Origin of the sequence: Phyllobacterium sp. CCNWLW109, assembly GCF_037203905.1 — a bacterium.
In the GTDB taxonomy this organism is placed as follows: Bacteria; Pseudomonadota; Alphaproteobacteria; order Rhizobiales; family Rhizobiaceae; genus Phyllobacterium; species Phyllobacterium ifriqiyense.
Map to the genome: position 1 here is coordinate 649,994 of NZ_JBBCBK010000004.1, position 18,859 is coordinate 668,852.

The 18,859-nt window shown below is 55.5% G+C and carries 14 protein-coding genes; 7 read left to right on the forward strand and 7 right to left on the reverse strand.

Going from position 1 to position 18,859, the window contains the following annotated elements; genetic code table 11:
• Positions 1-166 precede the first annotated feature (166 nt).
• A complete protein-coding gene (locus tag V9K92_RS18615; RefSeq protein WP_337354630.1) occupies positions 167-5,254 on the reverse strand; it encodes a kinesin in 5,088 nt (1,695 codons plus the stop codon).
• A 304-nt stretch (positions 5,255-5,558) separates the two neighbouring features.
• Between V9K92_RS18615 and V9K92_RS18620 the strand changes: the two genes are divergently transcribed.
• From V9K92_RS18620 to V9K92_RS18630, 3 genes are all read left to right on the forward strand, one after another.
• Positions 5,559-5,927 (forward strand): Hpt domain-containing protein, encoded by a 369-nt coding sequence (locus V9K92_RS18620; protein ID WP_115052765.1) that lies wholly within the window; start codon positions 5,559-5,561, stop codon positions 5,925-5,927.
• A gap of 85 nt (positions 5,928-6,012) precedes the next feature.
• On the forward strand, positions 6,013-6,333 hold the full coding sequence (locus V9K92_RS18625) for a 2Fe-2S iron-sulfur cluster-binding protein (RefSeq protein WP_115052766.1): 321 nt from the start codon (positions 6,013-6,015) through the stop codon (positions 6,331-6,333).
• 374 nt (positions 6,334-6,707) lie between these two features.
• Entirely contained in the window at positions 6,708-7,733 is a 1,026-nt protein-coding gene (locus V9K92_RS18630) for an NAD(P)/FAD-dependent oxidoreductase (protein ID WP_337354631.1), read from the forward strand.
• 160 nt (positions 7,734-7,893) lie between these two features.
• Here V9K92_RS18630 and V9K92_RS18635 read toward each other — a convergent pair whose 3' ends face one another.
• Positions 7,894-8,517, reverse strand: a complete 624-nt coding sequence (locus tag V9K92_RS18635; RefSeq protein WP_337354632.1) for a DUF922 domain-containing Zn-dependent protease — start codon at positions 8,515-8,517, stop codon at positions 7,894-7,896.
• Positions 8,518-8,645: 128 nt separating this feature from the next.
• On the opposite strand from V9K92_RS18635, the gene folP reads away from it, so the two are divergent.
• Entirely contained in the window at positions 8,646-9,485 is an 840-nt protein-coding gene (folP, locus tag V9K92_RS18640) for a dihydropteroate synthase (RefSeq protein WP_336439905.1), read from the forward strand.
• Positions 9,482-9,997, forward strand: coding sequence for a 2-amino-4-hydroxy-6-hydroxymethyldihydropteridine diphosphokinase (gene folK, locus V9K92_RS18645; RefSeq protein ID WP_337354633.1), 516 nt, complete (start codon positions 9,482-9,484; stop codon positions 9,995-9,997). The genes folP and folK overlap by 4 nt, the downstream gene beginning before the upstream one ends.
• 60 nt (positions 9,998-10,057) lie before the next feature.
• On the opposite strand, the gene V9K92_RS18650 is transcribed toward folK, so the two are convergent.
• The 4 genes from V9K92_RS18650 to V9K92_RS18665 all read right to left on the reverse strand — a co-directional run bounded on the left by V9K92_RS18650 (position 10,058) and on the right by V9K92_RS18665 (position 13,906).
• Positions 10,058-10,594 carry a hypothetical protein gene (locus tag V9K92_RS18650; RefSeq protein ID WP_115052770.1) on the reverse strand — a complete coding sequence of 179 codons (537 nt, stop codon included), beginning with the start codon at positions 10,592-10,594 and terminating at the stop codon, positions 10,058-10,060.
• A gap of 122 nt (positions 10,595-10,716) precedes the next feature.
• On the reverse strand, positions 10,717-11,796 hold the full coding sequence (locus V9K92_RS18655) for a YcjF family protein (RefSeq protein ID WP_337354634.1): 1,080 nt from the start codon (positions 11,794-11,796) through the stop codon (positions 10,717-10,719).
• Positions 11,793-13,268: a YcjX family protein gene (locus V9K92_RS18660; RefSeq protein WP_337354635.1), complete on the reverse strand. Its 1,476-nt coding sequence runs from the start codon at positions 13,266-13,268 to the stop codon at positions 11,793-11,795. Before V9K92_RS18660 ends, V9K92_RS18655 begins: the two co-directional genes overlap by 4 nt.
• Positions 13,269-13,390: 122 nt before the next feature.
• Positions 13,391-13,906 carry a SixA phosphatase family protein gene (locus V9K92_RS18665; RefSeq protein WP_307285650.1) on the reverse strand — a complete coding sequence of 172 codons (516 nt, stop codon included), beginning with the start codon at positions 13,904-13,906 and terminating at the stop codon, positions 13,391-13,393.
• A gap of 383 nt (positions 13,907-14,289) precedes the next feature.
• Here V9K92_RS18665 and dksA point away from each other — a divergent pair, with 383 nt between their 5' ends.
• Complete coding sequence (gene dksA, locus V9K92_RS18670; protein WP_040854267.1) at positions 14,290-14,706, forward strand: RNA polymerase-binding protein DksA; 417 nt, start codon at positions 14,290-14,292, stop codon at positions 14,704-14,706.
• A gap of 111 nt (positions 14,707-14,817) precedes the next feature.
• Here dksA and V9K92_RS18675 read toward each other — a convergent pair whose 3' ends face one another.
• A complete protein-coding gene (locus V9K92_RS18675; RefSeq protein WP_337354636.1) occupies positions 14,818-15,942 on the reverse strand; it encodes a hypothetical protein in 1,125 nt (374 codons plus the stop codon).
• Positions 15,943-16,252: 310 nt separating this feature from the next.
• On the opposite strand from V9K92_RS18675, the gene cckA reads away from it, so the two are divergent.
• Positions 16,253-18,850 (forward strand): cell cycle histidine kinase CckA, encoded by a 2,598-nt coding sequence (gene cckA / locus V9K92_RS18680; protein WP_115052774.1) that lies wholly within the window; start codon positions 16,253-16,255, stop codon positions 18,848-18,850.
• Positions 18,851-18,859 lie beyond the last annotated feature (9 nt).

The following is an 18,859-nucleotide window of genomic DNA, read 5'->3' on the forward strand; positions in this document are numbered from 1 at the left end:
CAAGTTTGGCAATTAATCTGCAATCAACCACCTTCCTCATGGTGAGCCTCGTCGAATCAGGCAGCTACCGGAATGCGAGACTACGTTGCTCTCAGCAATGAACCACGCATATTAACAAAAAACGCGGCCCGAAGACCGCGTTTTTTGTTTTCATACCAATTGGCTCTTAACGCAGACGATTACTCGCATGGGCAAGCATGGTGTAAACCTTGCCTGTGTCGGAGGTCAGATAGGCCTGGGTCGTTGTGTTGTCGCGATCGTTGCGTGTGACATCCTCAAGCAAGCGCTCAAAGTCATCCATGTAACGATCAACAGCACGCTTGAACTCGCTGTCCGACTGATATTTGCGCTTGATCTCGTCAAAAGTCTGCTGGCCCTTGAGCGTGTAGAGACGGCGGGTGAAGACATTGCGCTCACCAGCCCGGTAACGCTGCCAGAGTTCAACGGAAGCCTCGTGGTCGATGGCGCGGGTGATGTCAATCGATAGCGAATTGAGCGACTCGACAACCTGACCGGGTGAGCGGCCTGCCGGTGCCTTTGGCGCTGCCTCGGCTTCATCGGTCGAAGCACGGCGCAGGAGATCGGACACCCAGCCATTACCGGCAGGACGAGCCGGTTCAGCATTGCCACGTGTGTCGAGTGTGCCGCGCATTGCAGGCGCAGCCGGTGCTGATGCTGTCGGTGCCGCCGCAGGACGCGGTGCCGGAGCGACCGCTTCGGTCCGTTGTGGCTGTGCTGCCACTGCGGCTGTTGCGCGGGCTGGCGCTGCGCGCTGTGCCCGTGCTTCGCCAACGTCAGTAAGACGCCCGGATTTCTGAACGATTTCCGAGAGTTCCTTCAATGCGTTGATCTGTTCGGAAACAGCCTTGCGCATCTGTGCCGTGGATTGCTTGGCTTCTTCAGGCATATCCATCACACCGCGTTGCAATTCGGAACGGGTCTGTTCAAGCTCCGTACGGATCGCTGCGGAAGAACGACGGATTTCATCGGTCGCGTTGGCAAACTTCTGCGATGCCTGTTCCACAACTTCGGAGATGGAATTGCGGATCTGTTCGGTTGTCTGGTTTGCACGGCCTTCGGCGCGGTCGAATGCCGAGGAAACAAGCGATTCGAACGAACGCATTGTCTTCTCGATTGTTTCCGACTTGGCGATGAGACCTGATGCCAATGCCTGCAAAGCTTCCTGGCGCTCGTCAAAAGTCGAGGCGAGGTTGGTTTGCGATGCGTTGATCAGTTCCGATGCCTTGTTGAGCATGTTGCCGTGCTCGTCAAACCGCTGAGCGATGGAAGCAATGTCGGTTAGCGTGCTGTTGGACAATTGTGACAGTTTGCCGAGATTGCCATCAATCAGACGGGTTGAGGTCTCGAAGGATTCAGCAGCCTTCGTGGCGTTCTCCGCAAAGGCCGTCGTCGTGTCGAGCAGGCGTCCGTCAATGTCGCCAAGGTTCTTGGTCGCCATATCGATGAGTTCCCCAAGCTTCGCATTTGAAGAGGAGAGGCGGTCGATAAGGTTGCTCACATCATCGGTCAGACCAGCCTTGGCCGCCTGAACAGCAGTGATTGTCTCTGCGGTACGGCTGGCGATAGCATTGATCAGAGCCGCATTTTCAACCCGCAGGCGTTCAGTTGCGGATGTGGTTGCTTCAACGAGCTGCGAGGCGAGCGTACGGCCATTATCGGCAAGGCTTTCGACCAGCGGCTGAGCCGTATTGTCGAGAATGCTGATGATTTCCTGCGAACGGGCCGAGAGAACCTCGTTCAATTCGCGGGTGCTTTCCGCAAGCTTCGATGCGGTCGTATTGGTGGCTGCCGAGAAGCGGGCCTCCAAAGCCTCGAGATTGGCGGCGGCCTCCGTTGCGCGCTGACCAAGCCGTTTTTCGGTTTCCGCCAGGCTTTCATTCATGCGCTGGCTGAATGCCTCGCCATGGCCGTCAAGAGCTTCGCCGGCCTTCTGTGCTTCACCGGTAAGGGTAGAAGCAGCTTCTGTGATTTTCTCACGCAGCGTGCGGGCGACAACCGAAGCACTCTGTTCGAGCGATTTGCGAACATTATCGACACCAATGGCCAGTGCATTCTGCATGGTTGTGGTGCGTTCGTCGATTGTACCGCCATGGTTTTCGAAGGCCTTGGCAAGCACGTCTGCGCTGTCTTGCAGGACCGCCTGCAAGGCTACCGTACGGTCGCCAATAGCACCTGCCTTGTCGTCCAGCGTCTGACCCAGAGCAGCATTGCCCTGTTCCATGGCTGCGCGAATGGCTGCAATGCGCTGGTCGAGAATGGTCGCATGATCGTTGAGCGTTTCGCCGACGCGGGTATCGCTTTCGGCCAAGGCTGCGCGAATAGCGGCAGCGCGCTCGTCCAGCGTTCCGATATGGGAAGCCAGCGTGTCGCCGATCTGCATATTGCTGCTGTCGAGCACAGAACGGATGCCTGCTGTGCGCTCTTCAATATCGCTAGCATGCTGTGCCAGTGTCTCGCCGATGCGGGCATGGGTATTTTCAAGCGCTGCCTGAATACCGGCTGTACGCTCATCCAGCGAAGAAGCGTGCGAAGCCAAAGTCTGGCCGATACGCTGATCGCTATTGCTGAGCGCCTGCTCGATTCCCGCTGTCCGCTCGTCGATGGAACTTGCATGCGAGGAAAGGATATTACTGATGCGCGAGTCGCTTTCGATCAGGGCCTGACCGATACCGGCCGTACGCTCTTCAATGGCGCTGGCATGCGAGGCCAGAACATCGCTGATACGCGCGTCACTGCTGGTCAAAGCCGACTCGATGCGACCTGTACGGTCATCCACACTGTCGATAAAGCCGCTCAATGTGCCGTCGATACGTGTGCCGCTATTAAGCAGCGTGGCCTGAATTTCGGCGTTGCGTGCATCAATAGCCTGCGTATGAGCAGCAAGCGTTTCGCCAAGTTTGGCATCGCTGCCGGAAAGAGCCAGCTGGATTTCCTGGTTGCGCTCGTCAAGGCTTCGATTGTGCTGATCAAGCGTCTGCGCAATCTTGGCATGTGTTTCAACAAATGCCGCACGCATTCCAATGGTGCGCTCATCGATGATCTTGGCATGGGCATCAAGTGTCTGGCCAATGCGTGTGTCGGTGGCGTGTATCGCTGTTTCAATATTGGCGCTACGCAGATCGATGTTGCGAGCATGTTCGTCCAGCGTGTCGCGAATGCGTGTATCAGTGTCCGCAAAGGCAGCGTGCATGCCGGCTGTGCGATCTTCGATTGCTTTAGCGTGCTGTTCGAGTGTTGCACCAATACGGGCTTCATTGTCTTCAAGCAGCGTATGAATGCCGGCAGTACGGTTTTCAATTGCCTTGGCATGTTGTTCGAGCGTGGCACCGATGCGGGCGTCATTATCCACAAGCGATGCGCGCAGACCAGCAGTACGCTCTTCGAGGGTCGAGCCATGACCTTCGATGATCTGACCAATAGCTGCAGTGCTGCTTTCCAGGATGGATTTAAGGTTTGAGGTATGATCGCCGATCTGTCCTGCCTGATCGCGAATAACGATGGCAGCGCGGTCGGTTTCCTGAATCAATGTCGCGGCGAGGGCATCGCGTTCTTCAGCAAGTTTGGCAGCGAGCGCTTCACGGCTTTCCACAAGGCGGTCGGAAAGAGCCGCCGCATTGGTGGAAAGAAGGCTGCCTACCTGCTCGGAAAGCGTCGACAGATCATTGCCGATCTTTGCTTTTGTCTCATCGACAATGCCGTCAATCGAAGCGCGGCCATCGGTAAAGGTCTTGGCGATGTCGCGAGTGCGTTCGATCAACTGTTCGTTGATCTGGCGCGCACGGGCTTCGAGGGCCGAATTGAGACGCTCGGTGCTGGCATCCAGCGAATGGGCGCGTGTTTCGAACTCTGCAAGCAGTGAGCGTCCGCGTTCGTTGATTGTTGTATCGAGCCCGGCGAGACGTGTGTCGAATTCGCCAACCAGCGTCTGCGTGGCATTGCCCAGCAGCGACAACATGCTGTTGGTGCGGCCGTCGAGCGTATCAGCCAGTTTCATTGTTACAGAATCTGTCTGTTCGGACAGAGCTGCAATGCGCATTTCCAGAAGATTTGCAAAGGCTTCGCCGGAAGTGCTGATCTTGTTTGATATGTCGTCCGAACGGGAAACGATCTGCTCGGAAATTACCTGTCCGCTCTGTGTCAGTCGTTCAATGAGCGACTCACCAGACTGGTTTATCGACATGCTAAGATTGGTGGACGCGCTGGAAAGGTGTTCGCGCAAGGAATCGCCTGCCAGTGAAAGCTCGTCTTTCAACTGCTCATGGGCACTGGAAATAGAAGCGCGCACGCGTTCTGCGTGGCCGATTACCGATTCGCGTTCACCGCCGAGACGGTCAACGAGGGTACGGATGCGGTATTCATTGTCGGTGTAGACGCGTTCAAGCTGGTTCACTTCGGTCTGGACCAAGGTTTCCAGTTCAACTGCGCGCGCCAGCGTGCGCTCGACACCTTCGCTCATGGCCGCAACTTCGCGGCGCACAGCCTGACCCAGCGAAGCAACGCGGTCGGATGAGAGCATTTCCGGTTCGGACAGGCGCATTGCTGCTTCCGCCATGGAACGCGCAGCATACTGCATTTCCTGACCACGACGGATCATGATCGCGAATGCCCAGAAAAGCATGATTGGAACGATGATCGCTACCGCTAGGCCAATTGCGTAAGGCGCTGCGGCAAAATCAGAGAAGGACCGGATCGACCAGAGCGATGGACCGTAAAGAGCATTGCCAAGTGCCAAGACACTGCCGGCCCAAAGAACACTGATGATCCCTGTGATCAGACTATAGGATTTTGGCTGCACAACGGAACTGGTGGAGTACGTGGTCTTGGCGGCTTGAAGCAGGTCGTCATTCGCTGGCCGGAAGGAGGGCTGCGATGGAACAGCCGGAGCCTTTGGTGGCGCGGGTGGAGCTGCGGGAATGGGATTGGCAGCCTTGATCTGCGGCTTTGGCGCAGGCAATGGAATGGCGGCAACAGGCGGCGTTGTTACCTCAGGTTCGGGCAATTTCACAGGTTCGGCCGCGGCAGGTGTCTCAAATTTCTCGGCGGCAAGCTCTTGCGCTGCCTGTGAAATCTGGGCTTCGAGATCGTTCAGGGACAAGAGATCATCGTCAAGTGGAGACAGATCCATATCCATCCCGAGCGTTGACTCGTCGAAATCGATTTCTAGAGCCTTTTCAAGGGCTTCACCGAGCTCGTCTTCGGCTTTGAAAGCCTTGCTTTTCGGGGCTGTGGCCATGTTTTCCTCACAATATTGGGCGGTGGCCACATGTGGGGCCAACCGCGCCATACTCTTTACGCCGCTACTTTAATGTACTGGCACATGGTTTGGAAAGAAACAATGGATTCAGGAAATGCTTAAAAGTTTAAACACAAGGTTAATTTTTGGGCCTCTCATAAAATTTCAATTGTAGGCAAAAATTTACCCGGCGTTCACCATAAGGCACCATTTAAGCACGATTTCCGCCCCGTTTTAACCTTGAATCAGCGTCATCAGCTTAGGCTCGTGAGTTCAAATGTAAAAGCGTTCAGGAGAATATCCCATGGCCCAACAGGCATCGATGGCATTTGCTTCGCCAGGTGGCGAGCGATCGAAGCCAGCGCGAAAGCGCCCGATTGATCTTGTTCACCTTACCCGTGAAACATTCGGCAACCGCGCTCTCGAAACCGAAATCCTCAACCTGTTTTCCCGTCAGACCTGCGGCATCGTGGACAGACTTATCCACGCAAATCCTGATGATCGCGTCCGGCTTGCCCGCTCGCTCAAGGGTTCGGCCAATGCAATTGGCGCATTTCGCGTGGCCGAACTGGCAGAGGCGGTCGAGCAGGCTCCAGCCGATTCGAAACTGGTCAGGGACCTTCGCCCTGCCATTGATGATGCGCGCGATTACATAGCGGCAATAACGCGCTGAAGTTTGCGCTGCGTCAGGGAGTACAATTGACTTACGCCTTTAAAGCCCTATGTCAGCGGTAACTTGATCACTGGGGCCTTAATTCATGGCGAAAATCACCTTTGTCACTCATGGTGGCGAACGCATCGAGGCGGACGCCGAAAACGGCTCTACCGTTATGGAAAGTGCCATTCGCTTTGCTGTTCCGGGTATTGATGCGGAATGTGGCGGCGCCTGCGCTTGCGCCACCTGTCATGTCTATGTGGATGAAGAATGGAAGGCTGCTACTGGCGAACCCGAGGCCATGGAAGAAGACATGCTCGATTTCGCCTATGATGTGCGTCCCAATTCAAGGCTTTCCTGCCAGATCCACGTTTCTGATGAACTGGATGGCCTCGTGGTGCACGTTCCGGAACGTCAGTCCTGATATTTATTGCAGTTCTGTCGTGCGCCCTTCGACAAGCTCAGGATGAGGAATGTTGGTGTATTTGCAATAGATGGCGCCGGGCACGGTGACCTGCCTGCAGCCAACTCACCTTCCTCATGCTGAGCCCTGTCGAACCACGCACAATAGAATTGCCACTCATAGGACGATAATTGCAGCTCACAGGCTGATATTTTCTCATTGACCCATTAGAATCAAACCGCAGAACGGCTTTTCATAGCTTGAGCGGCGGCATTGTCTTGACCTTGGGACAAGCAATCGTTACGCGCATGGCAGCCCGTGTGTCTTGAACACGCCAGCCATTACCCTTTTTCTATCTGCACGGCATGCAGACCGTCCGGCATGAGGAATTTGCGATGAGCGAGATTATCAAAACCGATGTTGTCATCATTGGCGCAGGGCCCGTCGGCCTGTTTGCGGTGTTTGAACTTGGCCTTTACGATCTGAAATGCCATCTCATCGATATTCTTGATCGCCCCGGCGGCCAGTGTGCAGAGCTTTATCCGGAAAAGCCGATCTACGATATTCCGGCATGGCCCATCATCAGCGGCAATGAGCTGACTGAAAAGCTGATGGAGCAGATCAAGCCGTTTTCACCCCAATTCCATTTCAATCGCATGGTGACGGGACTTGAACGTCTCGAAGAAGGAACATTCCGCGTCGAGACGGATGATGCTGAAGTGTTCGAAGCCAAGGTGGTCGTTATTGCAGCCGGTGGCGGATCTTTCCAGCCCAAGCGCCCGCCGGTTCCCGGTATCGAGGCCTATGAAGGCAAGAGCGTGTTTTATTCCGTGCGCCGCATGGAAGAATTCCGCGATCAGGATGTTCTTATTGTGGGGGGCGGTGACAGTGCGCTGGATTGGGCGCTCAACTTGCAGCCGATTGCCCGTAGCCTGACCGTGGTGCACCGGCGCGCAGAATTCCGCGCTGCGCCCGATAGCGTCAAGAAAATGTTTGAACTGGTGGAAAGCGGCAGCGTTCGTTTTGAGCTGGGACAAGTGTCTGGCCTCAAAGGCGATAATGGCGAACTGACCCACGCTGTCATCAAGGCGGCAGAAGGCGAGGTCGAGATTCCTGTGACGCGCCTCCTGCCATTCTTCGGCCTGACCATGAAACTGGGCCCGATTGCCGATTGGGGCCTGAACCTGCATGAAAATCTTATTTCGGTGAATGTCGAGACTTTTGAAACATCAGAACCCGGCATTTTCGCCATTGGCGACATCAACTGGTATCCGGGCAAGCTCAAGCTGATCCTGTCGGGCTTCCACGAAGCTGCATTGATGACCCAGGCGGCAAAGCGCATCGTCAATCCCGGCGAGCGCGTTGTGTTTCAATACACAACCTCATCAACCAGTTTGCAGAAAAAACTTGGGGTGAACTGAGGGGGTAGTTTACTATTGAACACAAAACTCTCCGTCATCCTCGGGCTTGACCCGAGGACCCGGAGTTGCGCTACACAACAAAATTGACTGATAAATCCCCGCTTCAAGCCCGAGGATGACGGAGATGTTTGTACTTTATTGATGGCGGCGCACTACCTTCTCAAGGCTTAGACAGTTCCTTCACCATGCGGTAAGCCAACAGGCGCTCGAAGCGTGTCTCGAAATTGACTGTTTCAATGCGGTCGAAACGCACCTGATCTGCATCATGTTTCTTGAGCAGTTTTGCCGTCAGCGCGTCAATATCGGCTTTCAACTTCATACAATCGCTACGCCAGGGCAGGGCTTTGACCTGACGCTCCATATCGCCAGCTGCGGTGCGCGCAATGACGATATGGCTTTCCTCATGCCGCTTGATATCCGCCGAAAGTGTGTCCCACACAAGCGCGAGATCCCGCTTTGCGCTGCGGCGCTGTTTCCAGCGGGGCAGGTAAACAGTTGCGCGCACGGTGATATCCGCGTTGACGACCTGGCAGTTCTTGCCATTGGAGCCAAACTTCACCTTGCTGTCAAAGCGCATCCGCGTCATGCCGGGATGCCGTGTACCGGTCTTCGCCAATACTGGTCCCCTGCGGCTCAACTCCTTGTCGAGTTCGGCTGCATTATCCGCATTCAATGTGAAATACTGGTATTTTCGCAGGACGGTTGCCGCGTTGGCGGGAGCAACGAAACTGGAGGCAATAGCGACCGCAATCGAGCCGGCGGCTAATCTGGCCAAAATATGCATTCAGCTTTTCCTTTTCTTTGGCCAGTGTGCATCATTCAAACAGTATCGTCAAAAACCTTGCAGATGAATTGACGTTCCGCGCAATGTGATAAAAAACCAGACAGCGAATAATCAATGGGAGCGTAGGAATGGATCGGGAATGGCAACTGGCACATGGCCGGTCTTTGACCTTGGGGCCACGCGCATTGATTATGGGCGTGCTCAATGTGACGCCCGATTCGTTTTCCGATGCCGGTGTCCATTATTCGCTGGATCAAGCTTTGCAGGGCGCGCGCAAGATGATCGAAGATGGGGCATCGATCATTGATGTGGGCGGCGAATCCACACGGCCAGGCGCAGCGCGGGTTGAACCTTCGGTAGAGCAATCACGAATTTTACCGGTCATCGACGCTTTGGCGAAGCAGGGCGATATAATTATCTCGGTTGACACATATCGCGAGGAAACGGCGCGGCTTGCCGTGGAGGCTGGAGCCCATATAGTCAATGATGTATGGGGGGTACAGCGGGAGCCCGCCATTGCTGATCTTGCTGCGCGCACCGGCGCGGGGCTTGTCATCATGCATACAGGCCGCGAGCGTGAACGCGATCCGGACGTGATCGCCGATCAGTTTGCCTTTCTCAATCGGTCGCTGGAAATCGCACGGCTTGCCGGCGTATCGGATAGCCAGATCGTGCTTGATCCCGGATTTGGTTTCGCCAAGGATACCGATGAGAATATTGCGTTGATGGATCGCTTTTCAGAACTTGCCGCCTTCGGCTACCCATTCCTTGCGGGCACGTCGCGTAAGCGATTTCTCGGCGCCGTTTCCGGTGGTGAAGCCAATGAAAGAGACGTGGTGACAGCTGCATCATCGGCTATTTTACGGCTTGCCGGAGCCGATATTTTCCGTGTGCATGATATTGCCATGAGCCGCAGCACGCTCAACCTCGCCGATGCAATGCTGGATAATCGCGGCAAGCGCCCATGACTATCTTGCGTAAAGCCTGGCTCGGTCTTGGCGGCAATCTTGGCGATCCGATCGTGGCCATGGGGCAGGCTCTGCGCGCGCTGGATAGCCGGGCTGATACCTCGGTCAACATCGTGTCGCCGGTCTATAATACGCCGCCATGGGGCAAGCGCGATCAGCCTTCTTTCTACAATGCCTGCGCGGAGCTTGCGACTGAGCTCGAACCGGAATCCCTGCTGGCGGTCTGTCTCAATATTGAACTGGTAATGAAACGCGAACGGCTGGAGCGCTGGGGCCCGCGCATTATCGATATTGATGTGCTGGCCTATGAGGGGATTGATCGCTTTGAAAGCTCAAGCCTTATTCTGCCGCATCCGCGCATGACGGAACGCGCATTCGTGCTCGTGCCGCTTGGTGATATCGCCCCCGATCTGAAGATTGAGGGAATGAGCGTTTTGCATTGGGCGGCGCTGGCAGATAGTACCGGAATGACAAAAGCCCGCGATGATGCGGGCTGGTGGTCCGTTCAATAGCAGAACAGGTGCGTGGTTCGACATGGTGAGCTTTTCGAACCAAGCAGGACATATATACAATCAGTTCTTAGCGACGCTGCCCACGGCAGTTGTATCAACGCGCTTCAAGGACATGCCGACGACAGGAATCAACTGGTCTTCCAGATGAACGGAAATCGTTACATTCATGCTGTTATCATTGTTGAATTTCGCCTGCATGGCACCGCTGAGCTGTCTGCGGTTGATTGCAAGAACAACCCGATTGCCTGAGACATTGCCGCCGGTAATGTCGAGACCCTTGCCAGCCGAACCGTCTAGGAAGGTGCCCTTGTAGCTATTGCCGCTGCGGGCGATCGTTGCCTTCATCGGTTGATTGAAAATACCGACACGGCAGTTGCCATCCAGCGTCATGCCTGTTGCGGCGGCCGGTGTGGAACCTTCCAGCGTGCAGGTAAATTTTGTACCCTTATATTTGCCCGCCACGATTTCTCCGGGGCCAACCCACTGGCCTTGGACATTCTCGAAGAATTCCGCATCTTTATCCTTAGCTTGCGCCGGCAGCGCCAATAGCGCGCAGGCGAAAAGGGACAGGGCGGCGACTGCTGCGCTTGTTTTCATCGACACGGACTCAAACTCTAATCATTGGAATGGCTGCTTCGAACCAATCATGGGTTGGAATGGTTAACAGATGGTTGCCAATGCCATAAAACTTGGGGATATGAAATGCTTCTATTGCCCGGTCAGGGCTTTTTAACACCGCCGATCCTTGCCAGATCGCCGATGAAATCACCAATTCCCGGTCGCTTTTCAGCGTTGAATGGGAAGGGCCGCACCAGATCCATCGCTGAAATGCCGATGCGAGCCGTCATCAAGCCATTGATCACACCTTCGCCAAGCCGGGCTGAAAGCCGGGCGGCAAGACCATGGCCGACCAGTTGCTGAATGATGCTGTCGCCCATTGCCACTGTTCCTGTCACGGCAAGGTGGGCGATGACATTGCGCGTGAGCTTAAGGAAGCCAAGCGTTCCCGGCCTGCCTCCATAGAGTTCAGATAGCCGCCGGATAAGCCGCGCTGATTCGAAAATGACATAGCCAATATCAACCAGCGCGCGGGGGCTGACCGCCGTGACAATCGAAACGCGCTTGGACGCGGCAAGGATCATTTCGCGCGCCTGCCGGTCAAGCGGGCGCAGCAATTCGGTTTCCGTCAGGCGTATCAAATCGCGTCCATCGATGACATCATCACGCAAGTCGTGCAGAAGCGCGCGGCCCTTGGCGGTGGCGGGCAGGGTTTCGGCAATGCTGACGAGCTTGGCCACAGCAGCCTTTGCCTGTACCGGATCATTTTCGCTGGCGGCCTTGGCTGCCTCGTCACGCAAATGCTGCACTGAGGCGAGGCGGCGCAAGGCCAGTGTTTCGCGCACAATAATAGCGATTAGCGCCAAGGCACCGAGTATCGTGACCCCAAGCGCCACCCAGCCCAGCCATGGCGCACGTTCAAAAAGCGTGCGGATAAGATTGTCGGCCCAAAGGCCCAACGCCAACGATGCAAGCACCCCAATTGCGCCGGTAAAGACTGTGGCGAATGAAAACTTCTTTCTATTCGCCAGAGCTGGCGGCGAGATCAGGGCGTCCAGCTCATTGGCAGCTTCAGGATCAAGGTCAAACACATCGACCGCGGCGGGCGTTACAACAGCAATATCCTTGATCGCTGTTGGCCTGCGCTGTGCCGCTGGTGCTGCCTCGACAGCCTTTGCAGAGGCTTTTTCTTCCTCCGGCTGGTCCATGCGAAACGAAGCTGGCTTGCGTTTTTCACTCATGCGAGGCGATCTCCAATGAGGAATTGTATGGCCCGATCCAGCCTTATGTGCGGCAGTGAAAGCGTAACGCCTTCTGCCGTTTTCTCCAGTTTGGGAGGGCGGAAACGGACAAAGCGGATAGAAGGATCTTCAGATACTGATTCCGGTTCTTCAAATATTGAATCCGGTTTTTCCGGTAAGTCACCGGGAAATATGGCTGTTTCGGTTTTTCCGTCGAATTTCTCGCCGTCTATTGTCTCGCCTTTCAGTGGTGTCCCGACGATGACCGGCAATATGTCTTTGCCTTGGGTGACGGTTGCTTCGCGGGTTGTTCGCACAGCGGCCATCGCCAACACTTCGACGCTAGCGCTGGTGAAATCAGCGCGGCTTATCGCGCGATCGACAAGGCGGCGTACGATGGCCTGCAACCGGTCATGGCTCTCATGGTGCAAATGATCTGCCTTTGTTGCTGCAACAAGAATGCGGCTGATGCGCCGCTGTACGAGCCCGGTCAGAAAATTCGTGCTGCCGGGACGAAAACAGGAAAGGATTTCCGTCAATGCCCGTTCAAGATCGGCAACAGCGGAGGGACCGGCATTCATCGCCTGCATGGCATCCACCAGAACGATTTGCCGGTCCAGCCGCGCAATATGCTCGCGGAAGAACGGCTTTACCACGTGCGTCTTATAGGCTTCGTAGCGCCTTTCCATCATGGCGCCGAGCGAGCCGGACTTGTGTTTTTCCTGTCCCAATCCGGGTAAGGGCGCGAATGTCAGGGCGGGTGAGCCTTCCAGATCTCCGGGCATCAGGAAACGGCCCGGAGGCAGCGTGGAGAGTGCCCTTTCATCGGCCTTTCCCGCCTTCAGATAGGCGGTAAAGCTTTTTGCTAGTCTCTGCGCTGTCATTTCATCGGCATCGGCAGATGCATTTGCTGACGCTGCGGCTTTGAGCCAATCTTCAGCCAGATCACGCCTGCTTTCCAGCTGCGCCAATTCGAATGAATCCTGCGAGAACTCATTATAATTCTTGCCGAGTAGTGGCAGATCGAGCAGCCATTCACCGGGGTAATCGACAATATCGACAGAAAGCTTGCCGCCGGAAAACATGCGTCCCCATGCGGATGCGGATTCATACTCGATTGTCAGGCGCAATTCGGAGATCGCCCGGGTGGAATCCGGCCAGATACGGTCCTCGATCAATGCTTTCAGATGGTCTTCATATTGAAATCGTGGAACGGCATCATCCGGTTGCTGCTCCAGATAGGCTTTGGCAATCCGGCCGGATTTCTGCGCTTCAAACAGCGGCAAGCGCCCGCCATGGATCAGATTGTGCACGAGCGCGGTGATGAAGACTGTTTTGCCTGCGCGGGAAAGCCCTGTCACGCCGATGCGGACGGAGGGGGAGGCTAAGGAAGTTGTACGCTCGGTCAGCGTATCCAGCGCAATTCTTGCCTCGTCGGCCCAACTCGTCAGTCCTGTGGTGAATGTTCCCAATCGACAATCCTATTGCGGCGTTCTTCTGCGACCCATTTGGGGGCTGCTTGTGTCAAACTCAAGGTACGTTGTTTTGCAGGATTGTTGTGCGAACCACGCACAAAGTGTGTGCAATCCGAATCTCACAAATGCTCCGAGGGTGAAAAGAACTCCCGCAGCGTTCCTTTGCCGGGACGAATTTCCGCCAAGGGTTCCTCAAACTCGATCACCGCAAGACCGGCTGTGGGAAATCCGGAGACAAATGTCGGGTGCGTAGGGGGATCGCCACGACCAGACAGTGCCATGGCCACTTCCTCCATCATGGGGTTATGGCCCACCAGCATAACCGATTGGCTGCCCTCATGCTCCAGACCGGCCATGCGAATGGCCATCAGATAGGTGTCTGGACCGCCGGAATATAGTTTTTCGAGTTCCTGTAATATAAAGGGTGGCTCCAACCCTACATATTCCAGCGTCTGGCGGGCGCGGATTGCAGTTGAACACAGCACGACATCCGGTTTCAGTTGTGCTCGCTTCATCTCCAGCCCGAGGATTTTGGCCGCTTCCGTGCCATCCTTGTCCAGCGTACGGTCAAAATCCTTCTGACTCGGTGTTGGCCAGACCGCCTTGGCATGACGGAGAAGGTAGACGAGACTCATTTACTTATCTCCGTTCTGGAACAGGCTGGAAAGGTGCCATGCTTCACTCTTTGACGCAAATATCCGCTTTGGATCATGCGGCAAATGCACCATTTCTCAAATAAGTGTGCAAAACCTGCCTGCGAATATTCTGTGCGAGGTGCAATTTTGCGAGGCAAAGCGCAACCGCAAGTAGAGCTCTGAGGGTGAGAAATGCCAAGTTTTGGCCTTGTTTCCCTGCTCTGACGTCGCGAAAATTCCATTTATCCGGCTTAAATGCCACTATTTTAAGCGATTTCGCCCTGCTTCTTTATTGATTTACTATGTCTTTTTGTAGTTGTGCGCTCATCGGACACGACCTATATAGGCCTCCTCGCGTCTAAAAGGTGCAGGGTGATTCAATGATGAATAAACTTATCGATCTTGACTATAAGCCCACGGATGACGAGCCCTTCATGAGTGATCGGCAGAAATCCTACTTTCGTGAAAAACTGATTGACTGGAAGAACGACATTTTGCGGGAAGCCCGCGAAACGCTCGAAATCCTACAGCAGGAAAATGCAAATCTGCCGGACATTGCTGATCGTGCTTCTTCAGAAACAGACCGCTCCATCGAGCTTCGGGCTCGTGATCGTCAGCGCAAGCTGATTTCAAAGATTGATGCAGCCTTGCAGCGCATCGATGATGGAACATATGGCTTCTGCGAAGAAACAGGCGATCCCATCAGCCTCAAACGGCTTGATGCACGCCCAATCGCAACATTGTCCATCGAAGCTCAGGAACGTCACGAGCGACGCGAGAAAGTCTACCGCGACGATTGAGCTTAAGTTTTAAAAAGGAAGCCCGGGAAACCGGGCTTTTTTATTTTTGCGGATATATTTCTGCGTGGTTCGAACCACGCAGATGCTCTTATGCAATCGGTCCGTACTCCTCTAACGATCCGGCCGCGACAGATCGCCGAGCAGGCGTTCCATCTCATCCTCGATATCGTCAGCCTTTTTCGGTTGCTCTTCCCTGTCGATCTCTTCACCGGGGGCGATATTGAGTTCGCTCGCCAATTCCGGATCGAAAGCGTCCGAAAAATCAGCGTCGCTTAGCGTGATCTCCGGCTCGGAAGTCTCCTCAGGCTCGATATTGTCGAGTGAAGGCTCGCGGTAGACCGCTTCATTGCGGGCGGCAAACGGGAATGCCGCGGCTGTGCTGGCTCTTTGTTCGCCGGAAAACTGCCTGACGGCTTCCGGCGCGTCAATTGGCGGCTCCGGTGCATCCACCACGGGCTCAGCCTTGCTTTCGCTGCCAAAAGACGGCGAAGCGGTGCGTTCCCAGCCATTGCTGGCGTCACGCACTGGCACTGTAATGGTGGGAGCCGCTTCTGCTGCAATTGCTGCTGCCGCAGCGACCGTCGGAGGCATATAGGGCAGTGGCCGTGTAGGCTCAGGCGTTGCTGTAATGGGCGGAATGGGTGCCATTGGCGGGATAGGAGGCAAAGGCGCCGTCGCTGGCTGCTGGCGCGGCTCAGGCGGCCTGACATCGCGAGGCGGCGTCGGCTGTGGCGCTGGCGTTGGCGTTGGCGTTGGCGTGCGCAGCGGTACTTGCGGCGCCTGTTGCAAGGGTGGTGCCGGCCGTGTCACTGGCGCGGTTGCTTGTGGTGCCGGAGAAACCGGCTCGGCGCGCGGCGGCTCGACGGGTTTGCGCTCTGTTTTTGGCTCAGGCTCGGGGGAAGTGGTTGCCGCAGGTTCGATACGCGAGGACTGTTTGGCAAATTGCCGGATGTTCTGCTCGATGACGATATCGCTGGGCCCACCGATGAGGATCAGATGCTCGACATCATCGCGCCGCACGAGCACAAGCCGCCGGCGGTTGTCGACAGCAGCGGCATCGGTCACCGAGAGCCGAACCTGCCGGTTGCGCCCACCCGCCACGAACGTGCCGCCTGTTACCCGCCGCAACACGGCAAACACAAGCAAGAGCAGCGCAATGACCAGTGCAAACAGAAGAATGAATCCCACAATGGGGGCGGCAGTATCGCCGACGATAGTGGCAAGCCATGCATTCATGACAAACTCTCCTCAATAATATTCCACCAAGCCCGAAAACTTGTTCCCCGACACGGGCTTCGCAGCATAATTTCGCGTGACACTACAGAGTGGACTTCACAGTCGCAACCCTGATGATTTTAAAACAGTTTTACCCTATAAGGCGTGGAATAAAGCTTATCCGATAAAGGATAGGGTTTAACGCCGGTGAAAGATATGATCCAACCGATTCGAGAAGTATGACACAAGCAGCAGGCCAAACGGCAGCATGCTGGTTGGGCGATGAAAAAGGGGCCTGAGACATATGTCTCAAGAAGCGAATAGTAGACATATGTCTCGAGAAACGAATAGCGATCTTTATCCGGAACCGATCATCGCCAACACGAAATCGAACAGGGCAGGCTTGCGCCTGATCCTGCTGGGTATCGTGCTGGTCGGGATTTCCGTCCTCTATTTCATCTATCGCGACCAGCTCGGCCAGCAATTCCTGCTTGGCCTGCTTGGTTTGCTTGCCATGACCGGCGTTTTCTACCTGTTTGGCTCGGCCATTAATGTCATTCAGTTTACGCCACGCGGCACGAGTGATGAGCTGACCCGCGCCTTTGTCGATACTTACCCGGAAGGTACGGTCGTCTGCGACCAGAAGGGGCGTATTGTTTATGCCAATCGTGCCTATGCCGAGATGACGGGCGTAACGAGTTCGGATGATGTGCGCCCGATCGAACATATTCTTTCCGGTGAGCCAGCTGCATCCGATCCGATTTACCGCCTTGCCAATGGCTTGCGTGATGGAATTTCCGGACAGGAAGAGATTCGCCTGTCACGCCCGCTTGATCCATCGCGCGAACCGGTGCCGACCTGGTACCGCGTCAAGGCGCGCGCCGTTGCCGGCATTCCCGATCAGACCGCCCCTGTCTATGCCTGGCAGATTTCCGATATTTCCGCCGAGCGCGCCGAGCAGGAGCGCTATTTTCAGGATATTCAGGAGGCCATTGATCACCTCGATCATGCGCCCGCCGGTTTCTTTTCCGCCGATCCCGATGGCCGCATTATCTATATCAATGCGACGTTGGCCGAGTGGTTGGGCATTGATCTGACACGCTTCACACCCGGCTCCATGACCGTGCGCGAGATCGTAGCCGGCAATGGAATGGCGCTGATAAATGCAGTCAAGACGGAAGCGGGAACAAGCCGCAATACCGTTATCGATCTTGATCTGGAAAAGGCCAATGGCCAGAGTCTTGCCGTTCGCTTCTACCACCGGGTTCAGGCACAGCGCGACGGCAAGCGTGGTCCGACGCGCACAATAGTCCTTGATCGGGCCGAGGGCGAAGATACCTCGGCGGCGCTGCGTGCTGCGGAAGTAAGGTTCACGCGCTTTTTCAATTCCGCCTCTATGGCTATTGCCGCTGTCGATTCAACCGGCAAGATATTGCGCACCAATGCGCGTTTCCTTGGCCTTTTTGCTCCCGTGGTCGACCGGGATGATATTGACCGGCGCATCCCGCTGGAAACCGTGGTGCATGAACGTGACCGCGAGGCGTTTGATCGTGCATTGGCCTCAGCCTTTGCCGGAAAAGCAGAAATTTCTCCAGTCGATACGGTTATTCCGGGCAATGAGGACCGGCATTTGCGGTTCTACATCAGCCCCGTTTTCGATGCCGGTGGAGAGGATGGAGCTGAAGAGGCTGCCATTGTCTCCGTGGTTGAAACCACCGAGCAGAAAGCGCTTGAAGCCACCATGGCGCAAAGCCAGAAGATGCAGGCTGTCGGGCAGCTTGCAGGCGGCATTGCGCATGATTTCAACAATGTACTGACGGCAATCATCATGTCGTCCGATCTGCTTTTGACCAATCATCGCGCATCGGACCCATCCTTTGCCGACATTATGAATATAAAGCAGAATGCAAACCGGGCGGCATCTCTGGTGCGGCAGCTTCTGGCATTCTCGCGCCGCCAGACATTGCGCCCGGAGGTTCTCAACCTTACTGACGTTATTGCCGATGTGCGGATGCTCTTGACGCGTCTTGCCGGCACGCAGGTCAACCTCAGGATCGAGCATGGCCGCGATCTATGGCAGGTCAAGGCCGATCTTGGCCAGTTTGAGCAGGTTGTGGTCAATCTGACCGTTAATGCGCGTGATGCCATGCCTGAAGGCGGCGATTTGATCATCCGCACCCGCAATATGGGTGAGGCGGAAACGGCCCGCCTTAATTACCGCGATGTCGTGCCCGGCGATTATGTGGTGGTCGAGGTTGTCGATAGCGGCACAGGCATGACGCCCGAAACCATTGCCAAGATCTTCGAGCCTTTCTTCACCACCAAGGAAGTGGGCAAGGGCACAGGCCTTGGCCTTTCCATGGTCTATGGCATCATCAAGCAGACTGGTGGCTCCATCCATGCCGAATCCGAGCTTGGCAAGGGATCAACATTCCGCATCCTGCTGCCACGCTTCGTGGAAGGTGCCGAGCCGCAAATATTGAATGCCGAAGGCGAAGTCATTCAGATCGAAGCGCCGAAGAAAGAAAAGAAGCCCGAAAAGGCAACCGACCTTTCCGGCACTGCAACCGTGCTTCTGGTTGAAGATGAAGACGCCGTGCGGATGGGCGGCCTGCGCGCGCTTCAATCCCGTGGCTACACGGTGCATGAAGCGTCAAGCGGCGTTGAGGCGCTGGAGGTCATGAAAGAGCTGGATGGGAAGGTCGACATTGTTGTGTCTGACGTTGTCATGCCGGAGATGGATGGTCCGACCTTGTTGCGTGAACTGCGCAAGGATTACGGAGATATCAAGTTCATCTTCGTTTCCGGCTATGCGGAAGATGCTTTTGCCAAGAACCTGCCGGAAGATGCGAAATTCGGCTTCCTGCCGAAACCGTTCTCGCTCAAGCAACTGGCAACAGCGGTCAAGGAAATGCTGGAGAGCGAATAGCGTTTATTG

Bases quoted from the DNA above. Each gene is read 5' to 3' on its own strand.
- V9K92_RS18615 (WP_337354630.1), bottom strand. From the start codon at position 5,254: ATGGCCACAGCCCCGAAAAGCAAGGCTTTCAAAGCCGAAGACGAGCTC.
- V9K92_RS18620 (WP_115052765.1), top strand. From the start codon at position 5,559: ATGGCCCAACAGGCATCGATGGCATTTGCTTCGCCAGGTGGCGAGCGA.
- V9K92_RS18625 (WP_115052766.1), top strand. From the start codon at position 6,013: ATGGCGAAAATCACCTTTGTCACTCATGGTGGCGAACGCATCGAGGCG.
- V9K92_RS18630 (WP_337354631.1), top strand. From the start codon at position 6,708: ATGAGCGAGATTATCAAAACCGATGTTGTCATCATTGGCGCAGGGCCC.
- V9K92_RS18635 (WP_337354632.1), bottom strand. From the start codon at position 8,517: ATGCATATTTTGGCCAGATTAGCCGCCGGCTCGATTGCGGTCGCTATT.
- folP (WP_336439905.1), top strand. From the start codon at position 8,646: ATGGATCGGGAATGGCAACTGGCACATGGCCGGTCTTTGACCTTGGGG.
- folK (WP_337354633.1), top strand. From the start codon at position 9,482: ATGACTATCTTGCGTAAAGCCTGGCTCGGTCTTGGCGGCAATCTTGGC.
- V9K92_RS18650 (WP_115052770.1), bottom strand. From the start codon at position 10,594: ATGAAAACAAGCGCAGCAGTCGCCGCCCTGTCCCTTTTCGCCTGCGCG.
- V9K92_RS18655 (WP_337354634.1), bottom strand. From the start codon at position 11,796: ATGAGTGAAAAACGCAAGCCAGCTTCGTTTCGCATGGACCAGCCGGAG.
- V9K92_RS18665 (WP_307285650.1), bottom strand. From the start codon at position 13,906: ATGAGTCTCGTCTACCTTCTCCGTCATGCCAAGGCGGTCTGGCCAACA.
- dksA (WP_040854267.1), top strand. From the start codon at position 14,290: ATGAATAAACTTATCGATCTTGACTATAAGCCCACGGATGACGAGCCC.
- V9K92_RS18675 (WP_337354636.1), bottom strand. From the start codon at position 15,942: ATGAATGCATGGCTTGCCACTATCGTCGGCGATACTGCCGCCCCCATT.
- cckA (WP_115052774.1), top strand. From the start codon at position 16,253: ATGTCTCGAGAAACGAATAGCGATCTTTATCCGGAACCGATCATCGCC.